The 22926-nt window shown below is 70.0% G+C and carries 24 protein-coding genes and 1 tRNA gene; 11 read left to right on the top strand and 14 right to left on the bottom strand.

The annotated features are described in order from the left end of the window. Positions 1 to 42: 42 nt before the first annotated feature. On the top strand, positions 43 to 1296 hold the full coding sequence (locus tag OERS_RS16155) for an AlbA family DNA-binding domain-containing protein (protein ID WP_068626984.1): 1254 nt from the start codon (positions 43 to 45) through the stop codon (positions 1294 to 1296). A gap of 75 nt (positions 1297 to 1371) precedes the next feature. On the opposite strand, the gene OERS_RS21815 is transcribed toward OERS_RS16155, so the two are convergent. The 5 genes from OERS_RS21815 to OERS_RS16135 form a co-directional block, all read right to left on the bottom strand. Beyond that, on the bottom strand, positions 1372 to 2520 hold the full coding sequence (locus OERS_RS21815) for a hypothetical protein (protein WP_211268498.1): 1149 nt from the start codon (positions 2518 to 2520) through the stop codon (positions 1372 to 1374). A gap of 431 nt (positions 2521 to 2951) precedes the next feature. Further along, the gene (locus tag OERS_RS22300; protein ID WP_282956072.1) at positions 2952 to 3077 is read right to left on the bottom strand and encodes a hypothetical protein; all 126 of its coding nucleotides are present in this window, start codon (positions 3075 to 3077) and stop codon (positions 2952 to 2954) included. 397 nt (positions 3078 to 3474) lie between these two features. Next, positions 3475 to 3548: transfer RNA gene (locus OERS_RS16145), tRNA-Val, on the bottom strand. Positions 3549 to 3805: 257 nt separating this feature from the next. After that, positions 3806 to 4282, bottom strand: a complete 477-nt coding sequence (locus OERS_RS16140) for a peroxiredoxin (protein WP_056763783.1) — start codon at positions 4280 to 4282, stop codon at positions 3806 to 3808. Next, complete coding sequence (locus tag OERS_RS16135; RefSeq protein ID WP_056651057.1) at positions 4272 to 4685, bottom strand: DUF3052 domain-containing protein; 414 nt, start codon at positions 4683 to 4685, stop codon at positions 4272 to 4274. Before OERS_RS16135 ends, OERS_RS16140 begins: the two co-directional genes overlap by 11 nt. Positions 4686 to 5190: 505 nt before the next feature. On the opposite strand from OERS_RS16135, the gene aceE reads away from it, so the two are divergent. Next, positions 5191 to 7938 carry a pyruvate dehydrogenase (acetyl-transferring), homodimeric type gene (gene aceE / locus OERS_RS16130; RefSeq protein WP_068626982.1) on the top strand — a complete coding sequence of 916 codons (2748 nt, stop codon included), beginning with the start codon at positions 5191 to 5193 and terminating at the stop codon, positions 7936 to 7938. A gap of 175 nt (positions 7939 to 8113) precedes the next feature. Here aceE and OERS_RS16125 read toward each other — a convergent pair whose 3' ends face one another. Continuing rightward, complete coding sequence (locus tag OERS_RS16125; protein ID WP_068626980.1) at positions 8114 to 8800, bottom strand: hypothetical protein; 687 nt, start codon at positions 8798 to 8800, stop codon at positions 8114 to 8116. A 101-nt stretch (positions 8801 to 8901) separates the two neighbouring features. Between OERS_RS16125 and OERS_RS16120 the strand changes: the two genes are divergently transcribed. From OERS_RS16120 to OERS_RS16090, 7 genes are all read left to right on the top strand, one after another. Then, positions 8902 to 10068 carry a PucR family transcriptional regulator gene (locus OERS_RS16120; RefSeq protein WP_056651050.1) on the top strand — a complete coding sequence of 389 codons (1167 nt, stop codon included), beginning with the start codon at positions 8902 to 8904 and terminating at the stop codon, positions 10066 to 10068. Between the two features lie 140 nt (positions 10069 to 10208). Continuing rightward, positions 10209 to 11225, top strand: a complete 1017-nt coding sequence (locus OERS_RS16115; protein WP_068626978.1) for an ACP S-malonyltransferase — start codon at positions 10209 to 10211, stop codon at positions 11223 to 11225. Then, positions 11222 to 12229, top strand: a complete 1008-nt coding sequence (locus tag OERS_RS16110) for a beta-ketoacyl-ACP synthase III (protein ID WP_068626976.1) — start codon at positions 11222 to 11224, stop codon at positions 12227 to 12229. The genes OERS_RS16115 and OERS_RS16110 overlap by 4 nt, the downstream gene beginning before the upstream one ends. A gap of 131 nt (positions 12230 to 12360) precedes the next feature. Continuing rightward, the gene (locus OERS_RS16105; protein ID WP_056651042.1) at positions 12361 to 12609 is read left to right on the top strand and encodes an acyl carrier protein; all 249 of its coding nucleotides are present in this window, start codon (positions 12361 to 12363) and stop codon (positions 12607 to 12609) included. Between the two features lie 118 nt (positions 12610 to 12727). Then, positions 12728 to 13972, top strand: coding sequence for a beta-ketoacyl-[acyl-carrier-protein] synthase family protein (locus tag OERS_RS16100; protein WP_056651039.1), 1245 nt, complete (start codon positions 12728 to 12730; stop codon positions 13970 to 13972). 192 nt (positions 13973 to 14164) lie between these two features. Next, entirely contained in the window at positions 14165 to 14926 is a 762-nt protein-coding gene (locus tag OERS_RS16095) for a DUF5819 family protein (protein ID WP_068626974.1), read from the top strand. Continuing rightward, entirely contained in the window at positions 14923 to 16107 is a 1185-nt protein-coding gene (locus OERS_RS16090) for an HTTM domain-containing protein (RefSeq protein ID WP_068626972.1), read from the top strand. The genes OERS_RS16095 and OERS_RS16090 overlap by 4 nt, the downstream gene beginning before the upstream one ends. A gap of 51 nt (positions 16108 to 16158) precedes the next feature. Here OERS_RS16090 and OERS_RS16085 read toward each other — a convergent pair whose 3' ends face one another. From OERS_RS16085 to OERS_RS16065, 5 genes are all read right to left on the bottom strand, one after another. After that, entirely contained in the window at positions 16159 to 16659 is a 501-nt protein-coding gene (locus tag OERS_RS16085) for a DUF3145 domain-containing protein (protein ID WP_056651029.1), read from the bottom strand. Positions 16660 to 16910: 251 nt separating this feature from the next. Continuing rightward, complete coding sequence (gene def / locus OERS_RS16080) at positions 16911 to 17396, bottom strand: peptide deformylase (RefSeq protein WP_056651026.1); 486 nt, start codon at positions 17394 to 17396, stop codon at positions 16911 to 16913. Between the two features lie 33 nt (positions 17397 to 17429). Beyond that, the gene (locus OERS_RS16075) at positions 17430 to 18245 is read right to left on the bottom strand and encodes a DUF1206 domain-containing protein (RefSeq protein ID WP_068626970.1); all 816 of its coding nucleotides are present in this window, start codon (positions 18243 to 18245) and stop codon (positions 17430 to 17432) included. A gap of 334 nt (positions 18246 to 18579) precedes the next feature. After that, complete coding sequence (locus OERS_RS16070; protein WP_068626968.1) at positions 18580 to 18933, bottom strand: DUF488 domain-containing protein; 354 nt, start codon at positions 18931 to 18933, stop codon at positions 18580 to 18582. 158 nt (positions 18934 to 19091) lie between these two features. Continuing rightward, a complete protein-coding gene (locus OERS_RS16065; RefSeq protein ID WP_068626966.1) occupies positions 19092 to 19520 on the bottom strand; it encodes a cyclic-phosphate processing receiver domain-containing protein in 429 nt (142 codons plus the stop codon). A gap of 321 nt (positions 19521 to 19841) precedes the next feature. On the opposite strand from OERS_RS16065, the gene OERS_RS16060 reads away from it, so the two are divergent. After that, entirely contained in the window at positions 19842 to 21065 is a 1224-nt protein-coding gene (locus OERS_RS16060) for a tyrosine-type recombinase/integrase (RefSeq protein WP_068626964.1), read from the top strand. A gap of 45 nt (positions 21066 to 21110) precedes the next feature. Here OERS_RS16060 and OERS_RS16055 read toward each other — a convergent pair whose 3' ends face one another. Genes OERS_RS16055 through OERS_RS16045 form a run of 3 tightly spaced genes read right to left on the bottom strand, consistent with a single transcriptional unit; the run spans position 21111 to position 22578 of the window. Continuing rightward, complete coding sequence (locus OERS_RS16055) at positions 21111 to 21578, bottom strand: hypothetical protein (RefSeq protein ID WP_068626962.1); 468 nt, start codon at positions 21576 to 21578, stop codon at positions 21111 to 21113. 54 nt (positions 21579 to 21632) lie between these two features. Continuing rightward, a complete protein-coding gene (locus OERS_RS16050; RefSeq protein ID WP_139107889.1) occupies positions 21633 to 22025 on the bottom strand; it encodes an ImmA/IrrE family metallo-endopeptidase in 393 nt (130 codons plus the stop codon). A 10-nt stretch (positions 22026 to 22035) separates the two neighbouring features. Beyond that, positions 22036 to 22578: a helix-turn-helix domain-containing protein gene (locus tag OERS_RS16045; protein WP_211268497.1), complete on the bottom strand. Its 543-nt coding sequence runs from the start codon at positions 22576 to 22578 to the stop codon at positions 22036 to 22038. Positions 22579 to 22736: 158 nt separating this feature from the next. On the opposite strand from OERS_RS16045, the gene OERS_RS16040 reads away from it, so the two are divergent. Further along, positions 22737 to 22926: helix-turn-helix domain-containing protein (locus tag OERS_RS16040; protein ID WP_068626956.1), on the top strand; the 190-nt coding region annotated here is incomplete at its 3' end.

Below are 22926 nucleotides of genomic sequence, written 5' to 3'. Positions count from 1 at the left end.
ACCGCGCCACCAGTTGTCGTTGGCGATCTCTACTCTGGGAACATGACTTTCACCGCTCTGCATCGCGCCCTCGGGGTCGCTACTGGACCGCTGACGGATGACCTGCTCGATGCGGCGGTGAGCAGCGGCGTCGTGGAGACCAACGACTTGGACTGGAAGTCAGAGTTGCCGCCGGCGAAGGGTTTGCCGCAGACGGACTTTCCCAAGGACGTCGCGGCGATGGCGAACAGTGGCGGCGGCGTGATTGTGTTCGGTGTACGTGAGTCGCAGAAGGCCGCGACAGATCGGGTCGATGTCGGAGAGTTCGATGAGGCCTATGAACGATCCCTGCGCTCCGCCGCGATCACCGCTATCTCGCCGCCAATCTTCGGTCTCAACGTGCATCGTCTCGGAACGGAGGGCACCCGCGCTGTGGTCGTGGAAGTACCGGCAAGCGTCGACGGACCGCACCTGATCTACCGCAACGACTACTTCGGCGCTCCGGTGCGCAACGACTCCGACACTGTGTGGATGAAGGAACGCCAGATCGAGGCGATGTACCGAGCTCGGTTCGACGAGCGTCGGCACGCGACCGAGGCGTTGGATTCCCTGTACGGCGAGGCCGCAGCAGGCAGGGATTCCGACAAGCGCGCCTGGCTGGTCGCAGTCGCCCACCCCCGTGTCCCTCGGCTCCACGAACGCTTGACGCGCGACGGCGCGCGCGATGTGCTGACCAAGGCCGAAGGTCTGGCCCTGTTCTATGCCGGACGTGGCGGCGTGCATCCGCTGGAGAACGTTGACCGGCACAATCCGCGACCGGGGCTACGTCGCTGGGTTGCCGTCAACACCGCGACAGACGATCGATCGCTGTGGAGGGAAGCGTGGGCAAGTCTCCATCACGACGGATCAGTCACGCTCGCGGCCGCGGTCGGTGGCCACCGCTCGAGTAGCGACGGATACTTCGGGGGCTCCCAGATTCAGTCGGCAGCGGTCGAGTGTGGCGTCGCTGACCTCATGGCCCTCATCCGCGCGACCGCCGCGGCGACGGGCAACGACGAGTACGACGTGCGCGTGGGGATTGAGTGGGTCGGCTCCGAGTCTCTGAGCATCTTGACGGTGGACAACTTCGGCCACTCCTACGGCGGCGTCTCCACCCCGCTGCACCGCTACACACCGGTCGAGACCACCGTGAACTCGGCGGAGGCCGACCTGGACTTCTACTGGCACGTTCACGACCTCGCTCAGGACTGCGTGAACCAGGGCGGTGTCTCGAACGTGCTGATGATTCAGCCGCCTGCCCGAGACGAGTCGGCGTAGTCGCGGCTCCCCGCAAGCGCCGCACCGAGCCAGACTCGCTTCGGCTCGGTGCGGCGCACGGTTCGTTCTTGTCGTCTATGCGGCGAGGCGCGCTGCCACGGGCACCAGAGCCCAGTCCCGTACGCTCCTGCCCTCAGCGAAGCGCCACTCCGCGCGGCACTTGTCACACAAGATCCGCACGTCGTGTTCGCGGAAGCCCGGGACGCTGTCGTGCTCTTCGACGATTGCCCCGCCCCCACAGGGGCAGATGAACTCGTAGCGCTCTACCGTCCCGGCACCAGCGCCCCAACCGCCGTGGTCGTGTGCGTCACCGCTAATCCGTTCGGTGCGAATGGGCGCCGGGGAAGGCTTCGCCTGCATCCACTCGGCGATCGAGGTGACCACGGCGTCGTAGGCCGACGGTGAGTGAGAGACCTCGTGGAAGATCGCCAGGAGCTCGCCTGCGGTGCGAGCGACGCGGTGGTCGCTGTCGCGGACGCCAGCCGAGTAGTCGTCGGCGAGGTCGCCCACGACGTCGTTGCGGCCGACCTGTTGAACGAGCCAGTCGTGGAACGGAGCAGACTCGATGACCGGCTCCGGACGGACCCAGTTCTCGGTGAAGAATTCGCCGGCGGCTGCCTGCGCGAGCGCGGCCAGGAGGTGCTCGTACCCGGCGGGACGGTAATGGTCGGCCTGCGGTTGGGTCTGCCCAGTACCGACCATGCGGCGCACGTAGTCGTGCTCACGCTCGGAAACGCCGATCAGGAGGTTCGGACCATACCCGTCCGGGTCCGTGATCGGGAGCCCAAGGGCTGCTGCTGCCCAGATCAATCGGCCGTTGGACACATAGGAGCAGTGCGGGCTGAGGAACCACTCCGCGGTGTGCTTCAAGGAGTAACTGCCGACCTCAGGGGTCGAGGTGCCCGAGACGGGTGTGAACATCCGGAGCATGTCTGTGATGAGCGCGAGCTGGATGTAGTCGGTCTTGCCATCGAAGCGCCATGGCGAATCCGAACGGACGCCGTTCTCGCCCAAGACGGGAGCGCCGCCATCTGAGCCGACCAGCTCGTGATCGCTGAGGGCAGCGATGAGCCGCCGTGCGCTGACCCGTGGGCCGAGGAGCCCTTGGGCCAGCGGGGCACTCATCTGCCGCAGCGCGGCGGTGTACTTCGTGCCGGTGAAGGTGGACCAGGCCCGCGCATCCTGCTGGAGCGCGCGAGTCGGAGTGCTATCGCTGGGAGTCATCTCAATCTCTTGTTCCGGGCTGTGCACCCCACGCCTACCAGCCCTGTGACATGAGAGAGATCTCGAACCAACAGGTGCTGCTTCTCTGGATCCCGCATCGGCGGTTGTCCTCGGCGTCTTCGTCGCGTGGGGACTCAAACTCGGAGACAGGCAGTCCAGACTGCCCACTCTCATGATACCCGACGCAGGTTTGAGACTAGGAGCGGCACAGCTCGACCTGCTGGCGAGGGCTACAGCGCAAGGCCCGCCCGCCCTGGTCTTGTTCGACCCGTGGACTCCTGTGGCCGTCGCTCAGCGCCGGTGAGGCTCCGAGCACGGTCAACTGCTGCATGCGCACGGGCGGCGTGGATCTTCTGCGTCTCGGTCTCAGCGAGGAGAAGGTGGAGGACTACTACCGGAGCGTGCAGATTCCCGAGCACATCATCACCGCGCTACGCCACATGCTCACCCGTCAGTTCGATGACCTCCACGCGGCGAGCAAGGCCGAACGACACACCCTCGCCGTGGAGCGCGACAAGCTCCGCGACGAACGGCGAAGCCTGCTCCACGCCCACCACGCCGGAGCCGTACCGCTGGACCTTCTCAATGAGGAACAGGACCGCATCGCCCGCCGGCTCGCGTTCCTTGACTCACGGATCGACGCCGGCCAGATCGAGTACGACCAGGCCAGGGCCCACCTGGAAGACTGCCTGGCCCTCGCCGGCGACATGCACGCGATCTACATGAGCATTGACGACTCGCTACGACGCATCTGCAACCAAGCGTTCTTTGACCGCATCAAGGTCTACGAGCTGGACGACGGCGGCGACATCGTGGACGCCGACCCAGGGGAGCCCTTCGACACGCTGCTCGACCCGTCGCTCCACGCCGCTGCATCGACCTTCGAGGCTAAGCTGCGTGCGGGAGAGGACGTAAAACCCGCTGACGTCGCGGGTTTGAACATCCAATCTTGGGTGGGCCCGGAGGGACTCGAACCCCCGACATCCACGGTGTAAGCGTGGCGCTCTAACCAACTGAGCTACAGGCCCCAGAACAGCGGTGCACAGCCTACCGGGTCGCCGGCCGTGCCTCGCACATCAGCCGCAGATCGGGCATCGCCCGCCCGACGACGCACGGCCACCGCAGGCCGATAACGCCGGGTCACCCGTCGACCCCGGTCCGTGGGACCGGTCGCCCGTCGCACCCGGTCGTTCGTCCCACCGGTCACGCGGCTCACCGGTCGACCGACGCGCGAACGGGCGCACCGCGGCTCAGGGCCGCGGCACGCCCGTCGAGGGGGTGCGCGTCAGAGCTCCGCGAGCGCCGCCTGGTACCCCGCGAGGTCCCGGCGCTGCCCGCGCGGGTTCACGACGGACCACCGGACGACACCGTCTGCGTCGATCAGGAAGCTGCCGCGGATCGCGAGGCCGCGTTCGTCGTCGAACACCCCGTACTGCCGCGAGACCTCGCCGTGCGGCCAGAAGTCGGACAGGAGCCCGAACGTGTAGCCCTCCTGCGCGGCCCAGGCCTTGAGCGAGAACACGGGGTCGCACGAGATCGCGAAGAGCGTGACGCCCGCGGTCTCGAAGTCCTCGATGTTGTCGCGGAGCTCGCACAGCTCGCTCGTGCACGTCCCCGAGAAGGCGAACGGCACGAACACGAGCAGGACGGGGCCGCCGCGCAGGTCCGAGAGACGGACCGGGGTGCCGTGCGTGTCGGTCAGCGTGAAGTCCGGGGCGACGTCGCCGGTCCGGACCGTGAGCTCGGGCGCCTCAGCGCCCACGGCCACGCGTCCCGAGCTTCGTCGCGGACCAGTCCGGCGCGATCGCGAACGTGCTGGTCGCGTGCAGGCCGGCCGTCGTCGCGGCCTCCTGGAGGTCGTTGTGGCCCACGTGGCCGTCGCGGCCCGCCTTGGGCGTGAAGATCCAGATGAGTCCACCGTCGTCGAGCACGGTCTGGACGTCCACGAGCATGTCGGCCAGGTCGCCGTCGTCCTCGCGCCACCAGACGACGACACCGTCGGTCACGTCGCCGTAGTCCTCGTCCACCAGCTCGGAGCCGACGAGCTCCTCGATCTCGGCGCGCAGGTCGTCGTCGACGTCCTCGCCCCAACCGAACTCCTGCACCACATGGCCAGAGAGGAACCCCAGGCGTCCTGCACCCTGGGGGTCCGTCGTCGCTCCCACTTGTGTCTCTTTCCCTTCTTCGTACTGCTTGATGATCAGTGCCCTGCTTGGCAAAGGTAGCCCACGGCACTCCCGCATGCCTCAGCAGGACGGGCGTTTCGTGCGGCGTGTCCACCAGCGCAGAAGCCCAGTGTTGCGGGGAACCGCACTCGGCACAACGTCAGAGCGCGCGCGAACGTGCCTCGACCGACCGGGCCGGGCTCCGCCGTCGGGCCCACGAGGGGCTCCCGGAGCACCGCCGCACCCCGCTCGATCCCCTCCTCCGCACCGTCTGCACCCGACCCACACCCTCCTGTGTCGTGAGGATCACGCTCCCTTGACCCCCTTGTGGTGTGACTTCCGGGCTGCGGGGTAACAGAATGGTTCGACCACCCGAGAGTGTGGAGGGCACAGTCGCCACCAGCGACTGCTCTCGCTGCGCAGGAGTGGCTGGAGGAGAGCGGGCACGGTGTACCGCGCCGTGATTCAATCCGAATACCGCTCCGAACGAGATATGAGGTTGCTGGTGGCTTCGTTTGACGAGACAGGACCGCTGATCAACGGTCTGCTCAGCCAAGTACCGGACATCGACCCCGCTGAGACGAGCGAGTGGGTCGAGTCCCTGGACGGACTGATCGACGACCGTGGCGGCCCTCGCGCGCGCTACGTCCTGCTCAACATGCTCAAGCGAGCACGCGAGCGCAACGTCGCGATCCCCACGTCCATCAACACGCCCTACGTCAACACCATCGGTGTGCACGAGGAGCCGTACTTCCCCGGCGACGAGGCCATGGAGCGTCGTTACCGCAGCTGGAACCGCTGGAACGCGGCCGTCATGGTCACGCGCGCCCAGCGCCCCGGGATCGGGGTCGGTGGACACATCTCGTCCTACGCGTCGGTCGCGACGCTGTACGAGGTGGGCCTGAACCACTTCTTCCGCGGCAAGGACCACCCGGGCGGCGGTGACCAGGTCTACTTCCAGGGTCACGCGAGCCCCGGCGTCTACGCCCGCGCGTTCCTCGAGGGTCGCCTCTCGGCCGACCAGCTCGACGGGTTCCGCCAGGAGAAGTCGCACGCGGGCGGCGGCCTGCCGTCCTACCCGCACCCGCGCCTCATGCCGGACTTCTGGGAGTTCCCCACGGTCTCGATGGGCCTCGGCCCGGCCTCGGCCATCTACCAGGCGTGGACCAACCGCTACCTGCACAACCGCGGCATCAAGGACACGAGCCAGCAGAACGTCTGGGCGTTCCTCGGTGACGGCGAGATGGACGAGCCGGAGAGCCGCGGCATGCTGCAGCTCGCCGCGCAGCAGGGCCTGGACAACCTGAACTTCGTGGTCAACTGCAACCTGCAGCGCCTCGACGGCCCGGTCCGCGGCAACGGCAAGATCATCCAGGAGCTCGAGGCGCAGTTCCGCGGCGCCGGCTGGAACGTCATCAAGGTCATCTGGGGCCGCGAGTGGGACACCCTGCTCAACGCCGACAAGGACCGTGCGCTCGTCAACCTGATGAACGTCACGCCCGACGGCGACTACCAGACCTACCGTGCGGAGAGCGGCGCGTTCATCCGCGAGCACTTCTTCGGGCGCGACCCGCGCACCAAGCAGCTCGTCGAGAACATGTCGGACGACGACATCTGGGCCCTCAAGCGCGGCGGCCACGACTACCGCAAGCTCTACGCGGCGTACGCGGCGGCGACGGCCCACACGGGCCAGCCCACGGTCATCCTGGCCCACACGGTCAAGGGCTACGGCCTGGGCTCGGGCTTCGCGGGGCGCAACTCGACGCACCAGATGAAGAAGGTCGGCCTGGCGGACCTCAAGACGCTGCGCGACTCGCTGCGCATCCCGATCACGGACGAGGAGCTCGACGCCAACCCGTACGAGCCCCCGTACTACCACCCGGGTGCCGACGCGCCGGAGATCCAGTACATGCAGCAGCGTCGCAACCAGCTGGGCGGCTACGTGCCTGAGCGTCGCTCCGCGCCGGCCCCCGTCACGCTGCCGGGCGACAAGACGTACGAGATCCTCAAGAAGGGCTCGGGCAACCAGGAGATCGCCTCCACCATGGCGTTCGTCCGTCTGCTCAAGGACCTCATCAAGGACAAGGAGATCGGCAAGCGCATCGTGCCGATCATCCCGGACGAGGCCCGGACCTTCGGTCTGGACTCGATCTTCCCGTCCGCGAAGATCTTCAACACGCAGGGCCAGAACTACCTCGCCGTGGACCGCGAGCTCATGCTGAGCTACAAGGAGTCCGAGGCCGGGCAGATCATGCACACCGGCATCAACGAGGCCGGTTCCGCGGCCGCGTTCCAGTCGGTCGGCACCTCGTACGCCACGCAGGGCGAGGTGATGATCCCGTTCTACATCTTCTACTCGATGTTCGGGTTCCAGCGCACGGGCGACCAGTTCTGGGCCGCCGGCGACCAGCTGACCCGCGGGTTCATCATCGGCGCGACGGCCGGGCGCACGACGCTCACCGGTGAGGGCCTCCAGCACGCGGACGGTCACTCGCCGCTGCTGGCCGGCACCAACTCGGCGATCGTCCAGTACGACCCGGTCTACGGCTACGAGATCCGCCACATCGTGCGCGACGGCATCGAGCGCATGTACGGCGACGGCTCGGACGGGCGCGACCAGAACGTCATGTACTACGTGACGGTCTACAACGAGCCCATGCAGCAGCCGGTCGAGCCGGAGGACGTCGACGTCGAGGGCATCCTGCGCGGCATCCACCGCATCAAGGTCTCCGAGGCGTCGGGACCCAAGGCGCAGATCCTCGCCTCGGGCGTGGGCGTGCCGTGGGCCCTCGAGGCGCAGGAGCTCCTCGAGAAGGACTGGGGCGTCTCCGCGGACGTCTGGAGCGTCACGAGCTGGAACGAGCTGCGCCGCGACGGCCTGGCCGCCGAGCAGGACGCGTTCCTCAACCCGGCCGCCACGCCGCGCGTGCCGTACCTGACGGCCAAGCTGCAGGGTGCCGAGGGCCCGTTCGTCGCGACGAGCGACTACGACCACCTGGTCCCCGACCAGGTGCGCCAGTGGGTCCCGGGCGACTACGCGGTGCTCGGTGCGGACGGCTTCGGCTTCTCCGACACCCGCGCCGCGGCCCGTCGTCACTTCAAGATCGACGGTCCCTCGGTCGTGGTCCGCGTGCTCCAGCAGCTCGCGAAGCAGGGCAAGGTCCCGGCCGAGGCCTCGGCCCAGGCGATCGAGAAGTACCGTCTGATGGACGTCACGGCCGGTACGTCCGGCAACGCGGGCGGCGACTCCTGATCGCTCCTGCCCCGCGCCCGGCGCCGGTCTGACCGGCACCAGGACCGCAGTGCCCGACGGCGCCGCTCACCTCGCGAGAGGTGGCGGCGCCGTCGGTGCGTCCGGGGGCGGGAGACGCCTGGGCGCGCCGCACGCCGGGGGCGCAGGGCGCCCGGCCGACGCGACGTCGTCGGGCCTAGGTGCCCGAGCGGTGCTGCTCGGCGTGCGCGATCGCGAGCGTGAGCTCGTGCCGGATCGGGGCGACGACCGCCGCGTCCGGGTACAGCGCGAGGGCCTCAAGGTGGTGCTTGGCCTCGAAGATGCGGTCAGCGTCGATCGCGGCCAGGACGAGCTGGCGCCCGGCCTCGGGCGTGTGCTCGCGCGCTCGCCAGTGCCCCACCCCCAGGCCCAGGGCCTCGACCGGCAGGTGCGCCTCGCGCAGGATCTCCATGCTCTCGGCGAGCGCGAGCCCCGACGGGTCGCGCTCGGCCGCGGTCGCGAACCGCCGCAGCGCCGCCTCCTGGTCGTCCTCGAGCGAGAGCCGGCCCAGCTCCACGAGCGGGTACCAGCCGCGCGGGTGCCCCGCGAGCTCCTCCGCGAGGGCCCAGACCGCCAGGTCCGCGGCCTGCTGCTTCTCGCTCTCGTCCGCGGGGGCCGCGAGCGGGTCCGCGGACACGTGGGACTCGGCCGCCCGCCGCCGGACGATCTCGGCGAGCGCCTGGAAGGCCCGCTCGTCGTTGGGGTCGTCGACGAGCATGGCGCGCAGCGCGTCCTCGTGCACGGTGTCTCCTCGCCTGTCGGCGCTGGTGGGGCGACGAGCACCCACGGTCGACGCCGAGGACTGGCGTCGCATGAGCTGTCGTAGTCGGGGCATCAGTGCCATGGATCGACCCTAGCGGCTCCCGTCCGCCTCGCCGCGTGAGGACCGCATGTCATGGTTCCCCGTTTTGTGGACTCCCCACAACCACGCCGTATGCTCGGGGCGTGCCGATCACGGGGAACTCCGACAACCTGCAGCGACTTCGCGACGGCAGCGGGCTGCTCGCCGCGGCCGCCCTCCGACGCCTCGACGAGGACCTCCCCTGGTACCGCGCGCTGCCTGCCGACGACCGCTCGTACGTGGGGCTGGTCGCGCAGTCGGGCATCACGGCGTTCGTGACCTGGTACGCCAACCCGGCCTCTCCCCCGCACGGCGTGAGCGAGATCTTCGCGGCCGCCCCGTCCGAGCTCACCCGGTCCATCTCGCTCCAGCACACGCTGCAGCTCGTGCGGATCGTGGTCGAGGTCGTCGAGGCGTACTCCGACCAGCTCGCGATCCCCGGCGGCGAGCGTGACCTGCGCGAGGCCGTGCTGCGCTACTCGCGCGAGGTCGCGTTCTCGGCCGCGGAGGTCTACGCGCGCGCCGCCGAGGTGCGCGGCGCGTGGGACGCGCGCCTCGAGGCGCTCATCGTCGACGCGCTCATCCGCGGCGACGGCGACGACTCGCTGCGCTCGCGCGTCTCGGCGCTCGGCTGGGGCGGCCACGGGTCGGTCCTGGTCATGGTGGGCACCGCGACCGCGCCGCTCGACGAGCTGCGCACGGCCGAGCTGCGGCGCGCGACGCGCCGTGCCGCGGGCGACGCGCTCGTGGGCATCCACGGCGACCGCCTGGTCCTCGTCCTGGGCGGTGAGGGCGACCTGCAGGCCGCGGCGGCCTCGCTGCTCCCCCGCTTCGGCCCGGGCCCCGTGGTGATCGGCCCCACGGTCCCCTCGCTCGACGACGCCGCACGCTCGGCGCAGGCCGCGCTCGCGGGCCTGGCCGCGGCCCCCGCCTGGCCCCAGGCCCCGCGGCCCGTGCTCGCCGACGACCTGCTGCCCGAACGCGTCCTGACGGGCGACACCACGGCCCGCCGCACCCTGGTGGTCCAGGCGTACCGCCCCCTGCTCGAGAGCACGGGCGCGATCCTCGAGACGCTGTCCGCCTACCTGGGCACCGGACGCTCGCTCGAGGCCGCCTCGCGCAGCCTGTACGTGCACCCCAACACCGTCCGCTACCGCCTGCGCAAGGTCGCCGAGATCACGGGCTGGGACCCGCTCGACGCGCGCGAGTCGTTCGTGCTGCAGATCGCGCTCGCGCTCGGCCAGCTCTCGGGCGACCCGGCGGGGCGCTGAACCGCGCACCTCTGGTGCGGGACGGCGCCGTCGGCGACGCCGCCATCCCGCGCCTCTTGTAGGTTCGGCACAAACGGCCCGGACAAGGTTGGTGCGGGTCGTGACGTCCCGGCGGCGTGCCGGGTTGGCACAGTTGACGAGTGCTAGCCGTCTTGTGCCCTGGACAGGGCTCCCAGTCCCCCGGAATGCTCGCCCCCTGGCTCGAGCTGCCCGGGGTCCCCGCGCAGCTCGACGCGTTCTCCGCCGCGTCCGCCCTCGACCTGCGTGCCCACGGCACCGAGTCGGACGCCGACACCATCCGTGACACCGCGGTGGCCCAACCGCTCATCGTGTCGGCCTCGCTGATCGCGCTGCGCGCGATCCTCGACGGCCGCGACACGTGCGAGGTCGTCGACGTGACCGCGGGCCACTCGGTCGGCGAGTTCGCAGCCGCAGCCGTCGCGGGCGTGTTCGAGGACGCCGCCGCGGTGGGCCTCGTGACGGCCCGCGCCCGCTTCATGGCCGAGGCAGCCGCCGCGACGCCCACCGGTATGGCCGCGGTCGTGGGCGGCGACGCCGAGGAGGTCCTCGCCGCGATCGAGGCCGCGGGCCTGTGGCCCGCGAACGTCAACGGCGGCGGGCAGGTCGTGGCCGCGGGCTCGCTCGAGGGCATCACGACGCTCGGGGCCAACCCGCCGGCCAAGGCCCGGGTCATCCCGCTCCAGGTCGCGGGCGCGTTCCACACGCCCTTCATGCAGTCCGCGCTCGACGCGTTCGCCCCGGTCGCCGCGGGCTGGGACGCGACGGACCCGCGCCTGCCCTTCCTCTCGAACGCCGACGGCGCCTCGTACGCGAGCGTCTCGGGTGCGGAGTCCGGTGGCTTGTTCGGCCTCGAGCAGGACGTGCTGGCACGACTGACCGCGCAGATCGCCGCCCCGGTCCGCTGGGACCTCTGCCAGGAGACGCTCGCGTCGCTCGGCGTCACCGCGATCCTCGAGCTCGCGCCGGGCGGGGTCCTCACGGGCCTCGCGCGCCGCACGCTCCCAGGAGTCGAGACGGTCGCGGTCAAGTCGACCGCGGACATCGACAAGGCTCGTGACCTCATTGCGCGCCACAGCGACGCGGCCGGCTCCTCGGCCGCCGGCGAGACGCCGCCCGCCGACGGGGCCACCGCGTGAGCGCGCTGACGATCCGCCAGGCTGCGGGCGCCGAGTACTCGCGCGTCCTGGGCATCGGCGGGGTCCGCGGCGAGAACGTCGTCTCGAACGACGACCTCGCGGGACCGATCGACTCCTCGGACGAGTGGATCCGCCAGCGCACGGGCATCGTCACGCGCCGACGTGCGGGTGCCGACGTCGACGTCGTCGACCTCGCGGAGGGCGCTGCGCGCAAGGCGATCGCCGCGGCGGGCCTGACCGGCGGCGACGTCGACGCGGTCCTGTTCGCGACCACGACCTACTTCCACCAGACGCCCTCGGCCGCCGCGGTGCTCGCGGACCGGCTCGGCGCCACCCCGGCGGCCGCGTACGACCTCTCGGCGGCCTGCGCCGGGTACACGTACGGGATCGCCCAGGCGGACGCCCTGGTGCGGTCGGGCGCGGCGCAGCACGTCCTCGTGGTCGGCGCGGAGAAGATGAGCGACTTCGTCGACCCGACCGACCGCACCATCTCGTTCCTGCTCGGTGACGGCGCGGGCGCCGCGGTGGTCGGCCCGTCCGACACCCCCGGCATCGGCCCCACGATCTGGGGGTCGGACGGCGGCAAGGCCCCGGCGATCCGGCAGACGCACGCATGGTCGGACCTGCGCGAGAACCCCGAGCTCGGCTGGCCGACGCTGCGCCAGGACGGGCAGACGGTCTTCAAGTGGGCCGCCTTCCAGATGGCCCCGGTCGCCGAGAAGGCGCTCGCCGCCGCAGGCGTCACCGCGCAGGACGTCCAGGCGTTCATCCCTCACCAGGCCAACATGCGCATCATCGACCAGATGATCAAGCAGCTCGGCCTGCCGGAGTCGGTGGCCGTCGCGCGCGACATCGCGGAGACCGGCAACACGTCGGCCGCCTCGATCCCGCTCGCGACCGACCGGCTCCTGTCCGAGGGCCTGGCGACGTCGGGCGACCTCGCGCTGCAGATCGGCTTCGGCGCGGGCCTCGTCTACGCGGCGCAGGTGATCGTCCTCCCGTAGGGGAGAATCATCCTGTCTGTCCCCGGTCCGCGTCCGCGCGGGGCACGGGACGGGCACGTACGACCTTTCCACTGTTCCACTGCAGGTTCCCGGTGCCGGACGGCCCCGGCACCCATCACAAGGAGAAACCCATGGCTTACACCGAGCAGGAAGTCCTCGCTGGTCTCGCGGAGATCGTCAGCGAAGAGACCGGCCTCCCCACGGACGCCGTCCTCGCCGAGAAGTCCTTCACGGACGACCTCGACATCGACTCGCTGTCGATGATGACGATCGTGACGCACGCCGAGGACAAGTTCGGCGTCCGCATCCCCGACGAGGAGGTCAAGAACCTCTCGACCGTCGGCGACGCAGTGTCCTTCATCACGGGCGCACAGGCCTGACCAGCTGCTCGACAGCTGATCGGCGCCGGGCCCTCGCGGCCCAGCCGGTGCGGGCCGGCGGTCGACGACCGCCGGCCTGCCCGCCCCCCTTCCTCCCCCTCACTCACCTGGAGCAGCCATGACCTCCGTCCGTGAAGTCGTCGTCACCGGTCTCGGTGCCACCACGCCGCTCGGCGGGGACGTGGCCTCCACCTGGGCCGCGGCGCTCGCCGGGCAGTCCGGCGCACGCACCCTCGAGAACGACTGGGCCGAGCGCTACGAGATCCCCGTCACGTTCGCCGCGCAGATCAAGGTCAAGCCCGAGGACGTCCTCGCGCGCCCCGAGATCAAGCGCATGGACCCGTCCACGCAGTACGCGATGATCGCGACGCGCGAGGCCTGGGCCGACGCCGGCAGCCCGGAGATCGACGGCGACCGCCTCGGTGCGGTCGTCTCGTCGGGCATCGGCGGCATCTGGACCACGCTCGACGGCTGGGACACGCTCAAGGAGCGCGGCGCGCGGCGCATGCTGCCCATGACCGTGCCCATGCTCATGCCGAACTCGGCCGTGGCCTACGTCTCGCTCGAGATCGGCGCCCGTGCCGGTGCGCACGCGCTCGTGTCGGCCTGCGCCTCGGGCGCCGAGGCCATCGGGTACGGCGTCGACATGATCCGTGCGGGTCGCGCGGACATCGTCGTGGCCGGGGGCACCGAGGCCACGATCCACCCCATGCCGATCGCCGCGTTCGCGGCCTCGCGCACCCTGTCGCTGCGCAACGACGACCCGCAGGGCGCCTCGCGCCCCTACGACGTCGACCGCGACGGGTTCGTGATCGGCGAGGGCGCGGGCATCGTGGTCCTCGAGAGCGCCGAGCACGCAGCGGCCCGCGGTGCGCGCGTGTACGCCCGCATCGGCGGCGTGGGCCTGTCCTCGGACGCGTACCACATCACCTCCCCGGACCCGGAGGGTCGCGGGCAGGTCGCCGCGATGACCCGTGCCCTCGGGGAGGCCGGTGCGCAGGCGCGCGACGTCGTGCACGTCAACGCCCACGCGACCTCGACCAAGGTCGGCGACCTCACCGAGACGCGCTCGATCCGTACGGTCCTGGGCGACGACGCGGACCACGTCCTGCTCTCGGCCACCAAGTCGATGACCGGGCACCTGCTCGGCGGCGCAGGCGCCCTGGAGACCATCTTCACGGTCAAGGCCGTGCACGAGCGCCTGGCTCCCCCGACCATCAACGTCGCCCAGCCCGACCCCGAGCTCCAGGTCCCCCTGGTGCGCGACGTCCCGGCCGAGCTGCCCGCAGGCGACATCGCCGCGATCAACAACTCGTTCGGGTTCGGCGGCCACAACGTCGCCCTCGTGGTGACGAACGCCTGACCCACGTCGTCGGCGCAGTCCTCCTGCGCCACGATGCATCGACGCCCGGTGGGGCCGAGGACCTTCGTCCTCGCCCCCACCGGGCGTCCGTGCGTCCGGGGTGTGCGCGCAGGGCTTCCTTGAATCGTTAGGACTGGTTAGTATTCTGCGCAACGCGGTCGCCAGGGCCGTCCTCGACGTGGAGGTACACGGGTGAGCACCGCACGCTCCCGCACGGTCGTGCAGCGCGCGACCATGGTCGTCGTCCTGGCGGTGGTCTCGTTCCACATGCTCTCGACGTTCCTGTACGCCGCGCCCAGCTCGTCCCTCAGCCAGGAGGCCGCGCCCGTCACGACCGCGCACATGCGGCCCCTGTTCGGGCAGAACTGGCAGATCTTCGCCCCGGACCCGCAGTCGGTCGACCTGCGCGTCTGGGTGCGTGCCTCGACCCGCGACACCCAGGGCACCGAGTCGGTGACCGAGTGGGTCAACCTCGGCGACGTCTTCAACGAGCAGGTGCGGCACCAGATCCTGCCCACGCGCACGTGGCGCATCCCCGTGAGCGTCAACCGCTTCTACACCTCGGCCTACGGCGCGCTCGTGGGGCAGCAGCAGGCCGTGGTCCAGTCGGACCACGTCGCCTCCATGGGGGGCGGCCAGGGGCGCCAGGACCTCACCAAGGCCCTCCTGGGCGCAGGAGCGAGCGTGAGCGGCATCGACTCGTACCTGCTGGCCGAGGACGCTCTGTACCTGTTCGGCACGCAGGCTGCACTCGACCTCTGGCCGGACACCGAGCTCGTCGCGATCCAGATGAGCACCTCGACGCAGGGCGTCGTCCCGTTCGAGCAACGCCTCGTCCCGGGTGTGCAACGACCCGAGGAGCAGTTCACCCGGCTCGGCTGGCGCGACCCGTCGCCCGTCACCCCCGAGGCCCGTGCAGGCTTCAGCAGCGTCTTCGGAGGGTGGGTCTCATGAGCGGGCTGGTGACGAGCGCGACCACCTGGCTCCGCACGACGTACGCGGCCGGTGAGTCCTGGATGCTCGACTCGCGCAAGGCCTCCTACGGGACGGCCGTGCTGCGCATCGGCTTCGGCCTGATCCTGGTCGTCCAGCTCGTGGCGGGCTGGGGCGACCGGAGCCTGGCGTGGGGAGCCGGGCGAAGCTTCGCCCAGGGGCGCGTCGACGTCGACGAGTTCCCGGCCTTCCTCGACCTGTTCTTCAACGGTTCCGCGCCGGCGTGGGCGTTCGACCTCCAGTACCTGGCGCTCGTCGCGCTCTCGGTGCTGCTGGTCCTGGGCTGGCGCTCGCGGATCGTGATCCCGGTGCTGCTCGTGCTGTACATCGCGCTGTTCCGGACCAACCCGTTCATCGGCGACGGCGGCATCCAGCTCATGCGGATGGTGCTCGTGTACATGCTCTTCGCGGACACGTCGGGCAGGTGGTCCCTCGATGCCCGACGGCGCAGCGCGGCCCAGGCGTCCGGCACGCCCTCGCGGTTCGCGTCGTGGGCCTGGCTGGGGACCCTGCTGCACAACGGCGCGGTCCTCCTCATCGCCTTCCAGATCTTCGTCGTCTACGTCGCGTCCGCGATGTACAAGATCCAGGGCGGCATGTGGCAGCACGGCACGGCGATCTACTACGTGTTCCAGCTCGACGAGTTCTCGACGTGGCCGCAGGTCACCGAGCTGATCGGCCGCTCCGGGGTGCTGGTCGCGATCCTGAGCTACAGCGCGGTGTTCGTGCAGCTCTTCTTCCCGTTCCTGCTGCTGCGACGCCCCACCCGCATCCTGGCCCTGATCGCCATCACGGGAATGCACCTGGGGATCGGGGTGCTCATGGGGCTCATGTACTTCTCGATGACCATGATCGCGATCGACGCGATCTTCATCCGTGACGTGACCTACGAGGGGGTGCAGCGCCGTCTGGCCCCCGTCCTCCGACGCACGTGGGACCGCATCCGACGACGTCCCACCGTCCCGCCCGCGGCCCCGGAGGAGCTGGCCGCCGACAGACCGGACCCTGCTCGTGAGGCCACGCCCCGGGAGGACGGGGACCTCGTTCCCGCGGGGGCCGCTGCCCCTTCCAGCCCGCCGGCAGGGGACGTCGAGGGCTCCGGCGCACCGGAGCGGGATGCAGCGATGCCCGCCGGTTCCTAGTAGCCGGCGGGCATCGGGCGACCGTGGTCGCTGAGGTCGGTGAGGAGCGGGTCAGCCCACCCGGTGGAGCCATCGCACGTTGGATCCCTCGCCCGCGTAGCGGAACGGCTCGAGCTCGTCGTCCCACGCCTTGCCCAGCGCCAGGTGAAGCGCCTCGCGCATGGCCCGGTTGTCGTGCGAGACCTCGAGCGCGGCGCGCACCCGGTCCTCGGGGATCACGACGTTGCCGTGCACGTCGGTCACCGCGTGGAAGATGCCCAGGTCAGGGGTGTGCGACCAGCGGGCGCCGTCGGCACCGTGGCTCGCATCCTCGGTGACCTCGTACCGCAGGTGCGACCAGCCGCGCAGCGCCGAGGCAAGGCGCGCGCCCGTGCCCTGCGCGCCCTGCCAGGCGTACTCCGCCCGGTACAGGTCGCGCGCAGCAGGCTGCTCGGTCCAGTCCAGCGTGACGCGCACGCCAAGAACGTTCCCGGCAGCCCACTCCAGGTGCGGGCTCAGCGCCCGGGGCGCCGAGTGCACGAAAAGAACACCGCGTGTGATGGCACCAGTCATGTCGTCCTCCCTAGGTCGAGGTTTCGTCTTCCCCAACGTCCTCACCCAGGGTGAATCATCATGCAGGGTCGTCCAGCGGTATACCAGGCATATCTTGCCCGAGACCTCGGCGGATCGCGAGGGGAGAACTCCCCATCGCAGATTTCACCCGCTCCGGGTAGGGCCGCGCGCGGTCCGCACCGGCTGCGCATACGCCGCCGCGATCCCCGGCCGCAGGGGTTCCCAGGGGCCGGGGATCGCGTGACACTGCGTCAGAGCTGCGCGCGCATCTCGCGCATGGCCTTCTTGCGGACCGCCTTGTCCAGACGGTCGAGGTAGAGCATGCCGTCCAGGTGGTCGGTCTCGTGCTGCAGGCAGCGCGCCATGAGGCCGGTGCCCTCGACCGTGATCTCGTTGCCGTCGAGGTCCATGCCCACGACGCGTGCGTACCAGGCGCGTCGCGTCGGGTACCACAGGCCCGGGACCGAGAGGCAGCCCTCGTCGCCGTCCTGGATCTCGTCGGAGAGCTCGACGATCTTCGGGTTGAGGACGTAGCCGATCTCGTCCTCGATGTTCCAGGAGAAGGCGCGCAGGTTCACGCCGATCTGGTTGGCGGCGAGGCCCGCGCGGCCTTCGTAGTCGACGGTCTCGACGAGGTCGGCGACCAGCGAGCGGACCCGGTCGTCCACGGTGGTGATCTCGTCGCACGGGGTGCGGAGCACGGGGTCCGGAATCACGCGGATCTCTCTCATCGCCATGGGCGTCATTGTTTCATGACGCCCGTGCCGGTCTCACATCCGCGCGTACCGAGCACGCGCGAACGAGTACACCCCGTACGCCGCGAATCCGACGCCCGTCGCGGTCAGGAGGAACGCGCCGAACGGCTGCGCGCCGATCGTCCGCAGCGCGGTGTCGAGACCGCTCGCCTTCTCGGGGTCCGCAGTGGCCGCCGCAGTGACGACGAGCACCCCCAGGACGGCCAGGGCGATGCCCTTGGCGATGTAGCCGACCCGTCCCAGGACGACGACGGCGTTGCCGACCTGCCCCTTCGCGTTGCCCTCGAGGTCGCGCAGGAACCACTTCTTCCAGCCCTTGACCACGTGGTAGACACCCGCTGCGGCGATGCCGACGCCCGCCACCCCGACGAGCACCCGCCCGGCCCCGTTGGCCAGGAGCGAGGCCGTGAGGCTGTCCTGACCGCCGCCGGAGCCCGAGCCGCTGACGACCTGGAAGGTCAGCACCCCGAGCGCGAGGTAGATCACGGCCTTGCCGACCGACTTGGCCCGGAAGGTCGCCTGGTCCTTCGCGTCACCGCTCGTCCCGGCGACGGCCTCGAGAACCTGCCAGACCCCGAGGGCTGCGAACGCGACGACGGCGAACCACAGGACGAACGCTCCCCCGGTCGTGCTCGCGACCTCCTGGAGGGCGCCGGTCTGGTCGGCCTCTCCGCCGCCCGATCCCGTCGCGATCCTGACCGCGATGACCCCGATCATGATGTGGAGCAGGCCGCTGACCGCGTACCCGGCCCGGGCGAGGACCCGCAGCCCCTTGCTCTGCTGAAGCCGCTGGGCGGTCCCTGACGTCGTGCGGTTCGAGCCGGTGCTCATGGTGCATCTCCTTCAGGTCGTCGGACGTGGCATCGTGTCACGACCGACCGCCACTCGCCCGCTGAACGGGACGATCCGGGCGTCAGGGAGGTATGGGGCGCTTCGGTCTCGATCGGTCGTGCGTGACCCTCTGGAGGCGCGCGGAGGGGTGCCGGTGCGCGGGGCCGGTCCTGTCCGGGTCGGTCGGCCCGTGGCCGAGCACGAGGTTGCGACCGTTCTGGCGGCGAATACGACCGCAACCTCGTGCTCGACCGCACGCAAGGTCGTTCTCGGCAGGGCCCATCCTGGTCAGGGCCAGCCCGGTCAGCCTCTAGCCGCATCAGCGCCCTGCGGGTCAGTCCCCCGCCGCGTCCAGGTAGTCGCGCAGCACCACGGCCTGGTTGTCCTGCTCGTCCTTGGCCCCGTACAGCAGCGTCACGACGGGGTGCTCGGCCACGATCGCGCGCAGCTCCTCGACTGCCGGGTTCTCGTCGAGCTCGGCACGGTAGCGCACGACGAACTCGTCGAACAGGGAGCGGTCGTGGTGGAACCATGTCCGGAGCTCGTTCGAGGGCGCGACCTCCTTGACCCACCGGTCGACGTGCGCTCGCTCCTTGCTCACACCGCGGGGCCACAGCCGGTCGACCAGGACGCGACAGCCGTCGTCGGGCGTGGGGTCGGCATAGACGCGCAGGATACGGAGGGGCATGCCTCCATGGAACGACGGGTGCGGTCTCGACGCACGACGACGGCGCGGTCCGCGCAAGGCCCCTCGGCGACGGATCTGCCGCCCGAGCCAACCACCGCCGTCGCGTGGCATCGAAGGGCAACCGCACCCGCGGTCGACCTTGCCGCCACGCGCACCCGTCAGTCGCGCGGTCGGTGGCCCGTGGCGGCCTCGTACAGGTCGGGGTCCACGTCGAGGTAGTCGGCCGCGTGGGCCCGCACGACCCGGAACCCGGCGGCGCTCAGCACCCGGACCATCGACGCTCCGGCCGGAGCGTTCGTCGTGTGCACGACGACGATCCCGACCGCGACGGGCGACCCTGTCGCCGCCTGCTCGCACAGCCAGTCCACGACGGGCCCGATCGTGTCCTCGACCCCCGTCAGGTCGCCCAAGTCGTGGTCGAGCCACACCTGCTCCCACCGGTGACCGGCCGCGACGCCAGCACGCAGGAGACCGAGGCCGCTTCCGGACGTCCGCGCGACCGAGACCGGTACCGTCTGCCGGAACACCCGGAGGTCGTCGATCAGCAGGACGTCACGGAGCAAAGGCTCGGGGAGGCGCGGGATCATGCGCCCGAGTCTCCTCTCCGCGACGACTGCGCGTCGTGGTGATTTCCGGGATCCAAGTCGTTCGACCCGCCGCTCGCGCACACCTTGCACGGGACCGGGAGAACGACCCGTGACGCACGTCTGCACGAGGGTCACGGGTCGTTCCCGGGTAGGGCAGGTGGGGCTTGAACCCACGACCGGCGGATTATGAGTTCCAAGTCTGCTAGCCTCAGAGAGGGCAGGAACGTTGAGAATCCGCTGTTTCCATCCTCCTGACTGTCGCCACGCGTCGGCAGTAATCGGCATCAATGGGTACCCTGATGGGTACCCTCGGGAGGCAGCATGCGAGGCAAGGGCGAAGGCGCGATCTTCTACGACGAGGGCCGCGGTTTGTGGACTGCACGGTTCGAGTTGCCGCCGGACCCGAGGACTGGCGTCCGGCGGCGCAAGACCATACGCCGCAAGGACAAGGGCGACCTGATCGACGCCCGCACCAAACTGCTCGTCGACCTCGACCGTGCGGGGGACCTCCCCACCTCCTCCCCCGTCCTGGAGAAGTGGGTCCAGATCTGGCTCGACAAGATCGCCGCCCCGCGCCTCAAGCCGAAGTCGCTCGCCGGCTACCGCTCCTACATGGACCAGCACGTCGTGCCCGCACTCGGCCGGTACCGCCTCGACCAGCTCAGCCCGTCCCACATCCGCCGGATGCACGAGGCCATCACGGACCAGGGCCTGTCCACGACCACGGCGCTCCAGGCGCACCGCATCCTCGCGAAGTGCCTCACCGACGCCGTCCGCGAGGGCAAGGTCTCCCGTAACGTCGCGACGCTCGTCGACGCTCCGAGGAAGGCCGTCACCCACCAGCAGAGCCTCACGGCCGAGCAGGCAAAGATCTTCCTCAAGCACGTCGCCAACCACCCCCACGGCGCACGCTGGGCCGTCGCGATGCTCACGGGCCTACGTCAGGGCGAGCAGCTCGGGATGACCCGTGAGTTCCTCGACCTCGAGAACGAGGTCATCACGGTCGCCTGGGCACTCTCTCGCGTGGTGTGGGAGCACGGGTGCGGACCACGAGAGCTTTCCGGCTGGCCGTGCGGCATGGCGCGCGCAGGGAGCTGCCGCCACCGCTCGGCGCCGATCCCAGCCGGCACGGAGGCGCGACAGGTGCACGGCGGCCTGTGGCTGCTGCGCCCCAAGTCGCGCGCCGGGTGGCGTGAGGTGCCCATGCCGCCCGGGTTGGCGCAGATCCTGCGTCGCCACGTCGAGACACATGCCCCGGCCGACCTCGTGTTCACGCGCGACGGCGGCAAGCCCATCGACCCCGCCAAGGACTACCACGCTTGGATCGCACTCCTCGACGAGTGCGGCCTGCCACGCGTCAAGCTGCACTCCGCACGCCACACCACCGCCACGTTGCTGTACGAGATCGGCGTGCCCGAGAACACACGCATGGCGATCCTGGGGCACTCGTCCGCCACGACGACGGCTGGCTACACCCGCATCGCCGACTCGCTCACTCGAGACGCGATGCAGCGCTACGGTGCGCTCCTGTCTCTCGAGAACTAGCCCAGCACGACGAAGCCCCCGCCAATCGGCGGGGGCTTTCGTACGTCAGTCGCTGACTGTAAACCCGGCATCCACGCAGGCCGCCATGAGGTCTGTGACATCTTCAGCAACCCTGGATGTGTCCATGGTCAAGTCACCGCCGCCAGCATCCACCACGTCCTGCACCTGCTGGAACGGCACCTGGATCGACCGAAGAGGCGCGGCGACCTCAGGGGTTGCCTGGGATATGGCCTGGGTCAGTTGCGAGTTGATGTCGAGCATCGTCTGGAGACGCTCGCCCTGGAGGTTCGCCTGCACGTCAATGAGCGCCTCGGGGATCCGGAAGGCTAGCGAGCCATCTCCGCCATTGAACACAACGCCGCAGGCGTCCTTGGCATCCTCGCTGGGCGACGGCACAACCTTCTCGTCCTCCAGGGGCGACGCTACCTCTTCCGACTCACCACCTCCCGAGCATCCGGCGACGAGCAGGGCGACCCCCAATACAGCCGCGATGGCGGCAGTTCGTGTGCGCATGCGGCGCATCCTTCCGCACGCCACCCACGGGCGCACCGTCATGCCCGGGTGAAGTTAGTTCAGCAGTGCCCGCGAGAGGTTCGCAGACCAGGCGCGGCGCCACGCAAGAACCAGCCGCGCTGGCACCCCGAGTTCGCGCGCAAGGAGCGCGATGTCGGGCCCGTACATGCCCTCGGCGCGCGCATACTCCCCTGGCCCGAAGAGGAGGTTCGCGGCGTACTCGTCGGCCTGCCACTCCTGCCGGGTCTCGCGCGCCCCGACGGCGTGAACGTGGCGGTGGGCACGATGTCCGCACTCATGGGCGAGGGCGGCGCGCTGCAGCAGGTAGGAGCGCGCATCGTTGATGACTACGACGTCGTCGTCGCGGATGTGCGCGTGGCGCGCCCCGAGGTCATCGAACTGCACGCCGAGCCCAAGGGACTCGGCGTGCTCGATCAGGTCGTACATGTCCACGCTCCTACGGCTGGTCCTCGTGCCCTTCCATCTCGGCCACCAGGTCCTCACCCTCATAGTCGTCCATCGCCGCGATGACCTGCGGTCCCGAGACCGTAGTGCCAGAGCGCTCCTCGCGCGAGGGGAAAGCGTGGACGGTAGCGGTCGCCTCGGCGACCGCCTCCTCGACGATCAGGTCTGCCAGGATCGCGGCCATTCGACTCGCAGCCTCGGGTTGGCGCTTCACTGGCACCTGATCGTAGATCGCCACGGCCATCTCGGCGACGTACCACTGGTCGTCACTCCATTGCTCCGAGTGCTTGCGATCGAGGCCGAGGAACTCCAGGACCGGCGCAAGCTTCGCCTTCTGTGGAGTCGTCTTCCCGCTCTCGATGTTCTGGACGGTCCCGACCGCCACGCCGGCCGCCTCTGCAAGGTCAACCTGCGTCAGCCCCAGGCGCTCGCGTGCAGCCTTCACGCGGGGCCCCCAGGACATGCGCTCTTGCCGCCCGCTCTCCGACTTCGCTTCACGTGCAGCGAGTTCTTGGGTGCTCTTCCGTGTGTCCATGCGGATAACAGTACGCATCTTGGGTCTCATGCGCAATACATACCCCAGGTCTTGCGTGTCGATCTTGACTTCCAGACACAAGACAGCCTAGGTTTCTGGCTATGGCACACAAGACCACCGCAGGAGAGATTGTCCGGTCCCTCCGGACTCTCGCGGACATGACCCAGGAAGACCTGGCGGAGGTCGCCAACACCTCCCCCGCCTACATCTCGCGCGTCGAGAACGGCATCGCACGCCCCACGCCGCAGTGGATCGGCAACATCGCCGCTGCTGCCGCGGCGCGCATCAAGGCGACCGCCGCGGCAGCAGCGGCGATGTTGCCGATCCACTGCGGCGTGGGGCGTGCGA

The sequence above is a fragment of the Oerskovia enterophila genome (assembly GCF_001692445.1).
Classification (GTDB): Bacteria; Actinomycetota; Actinomycetes; order Actinomycetales; family Cellulomonadaceae; genus Oerskovia; species Oerskovia enterophila.
This window is presented reverse-complemented; position numbering and strand designations above follow the sequence as displayed.

Bases quoted from the DNA above. Each gene is read 5' to 3' on its own strand.
- OERS_RS16055 (WP_068626962.1), bottom strand. From the start codon at position 21,578: ATGCGCACACGAACTGCCGCCATCGCGGCTGTATTGGGGGTCGCCCTG.
- OERS_RS16125 (WP_068626980.1), bottom strand. From the start codon at position 8,800: ATGGCACTGATGCCCCGACTACGACAGCTCATGCGACGCCAGTCCTCG.
- OERS_RS16060 (WP_068626964.1), top strand. From the start codon at position 19,842: ATGCGAGGCAAGGGCGAAGGCGCGATCTTCTACGACGAGGGCCGCGGT.
- OERS_RS16090 (WP_068626972.1), top strand. From the start codon at position 14,923: ATGAGCGGGCTGGTGACGAGCGCGACCACCTGGCTCCGCACGACGTAC.
- OERS_RS16075 (WP_068626970.1), bottom strand. From the start codon at position 18,245: ATGAGCACCGGCTCGAACCGCACGACGTCAGGGACCGCCCAGCGGCTT.
- OERS_RS21815 (WP_211268498.1), bottom strand. From the start codon at position 2,520: ATGACTCCCAGCGATAGCACTCCGACTCGCGCGCTCCAGCAGGATGCG.
- OERS_RS16050 (WP_139107889.1), bottom strand. From the start codon at position 22,025: ATGTACGACCTGATCGAGCACGCCGAGTCCCTTGGGCTCGGCGTGCAG.
- OERS_RS16100 (WP_056651039.1), top strand. From the start codon at position 12,728: ATGACCTCCGTCCGTGAAGTCGTCGTCACCGGTCTCGGTGCCACCACG.
- def (WP_056651026.1), bottom strand. From the start codon at position 17,396: ATGGCGATGAGAGAGATCCGCGTGATTCCGGACCCCGTGCTCCGCACC.
- OERS_RS16085 (WP_056651029.1), bottom strand. From the start codon at position 16,659: ATGACTGGTGCCATCACACGCGGTGTTCTTTTCGTGCACTCGGCGCCC.
- OERS_RS16155 (WP_068626984.1), top strand. From the start codon at position 43: ATGACTTTCACCGCTCTGCATCGCGCCCTCGGGGTCGCTACTGGACCG.
- OERS_RS16065 (WP_068626966.1), bottom strand. From the start codon at position 19,520: ATGATCCCGCGCCTCCCCGAGCCTTTGCTCCGTGACGTCCTGCTGATC.
- OERS_RS16105 (WP_056651042.1), top strand. From the start codon at position 12,361: ATGGCTTACACCGAGCAGGAAGTCCTCGCTGGTCTCGCGGAGATCGTC.
- OERS_RS16045 (WP_211268497.1), bottom strand. From the start codon at position 22,578: ATGGACACACGGAAGAGCACCCAAGAACTCGCTGCACGTGAAGCGAAG.
- OERS_RS16070 (WP_068626968.1), bottom strand. From the start codon at position 18,933: ATGCCCCTCCGTATCCTGCGCGTCTATGCCGACCCCACGCCCGACGAC.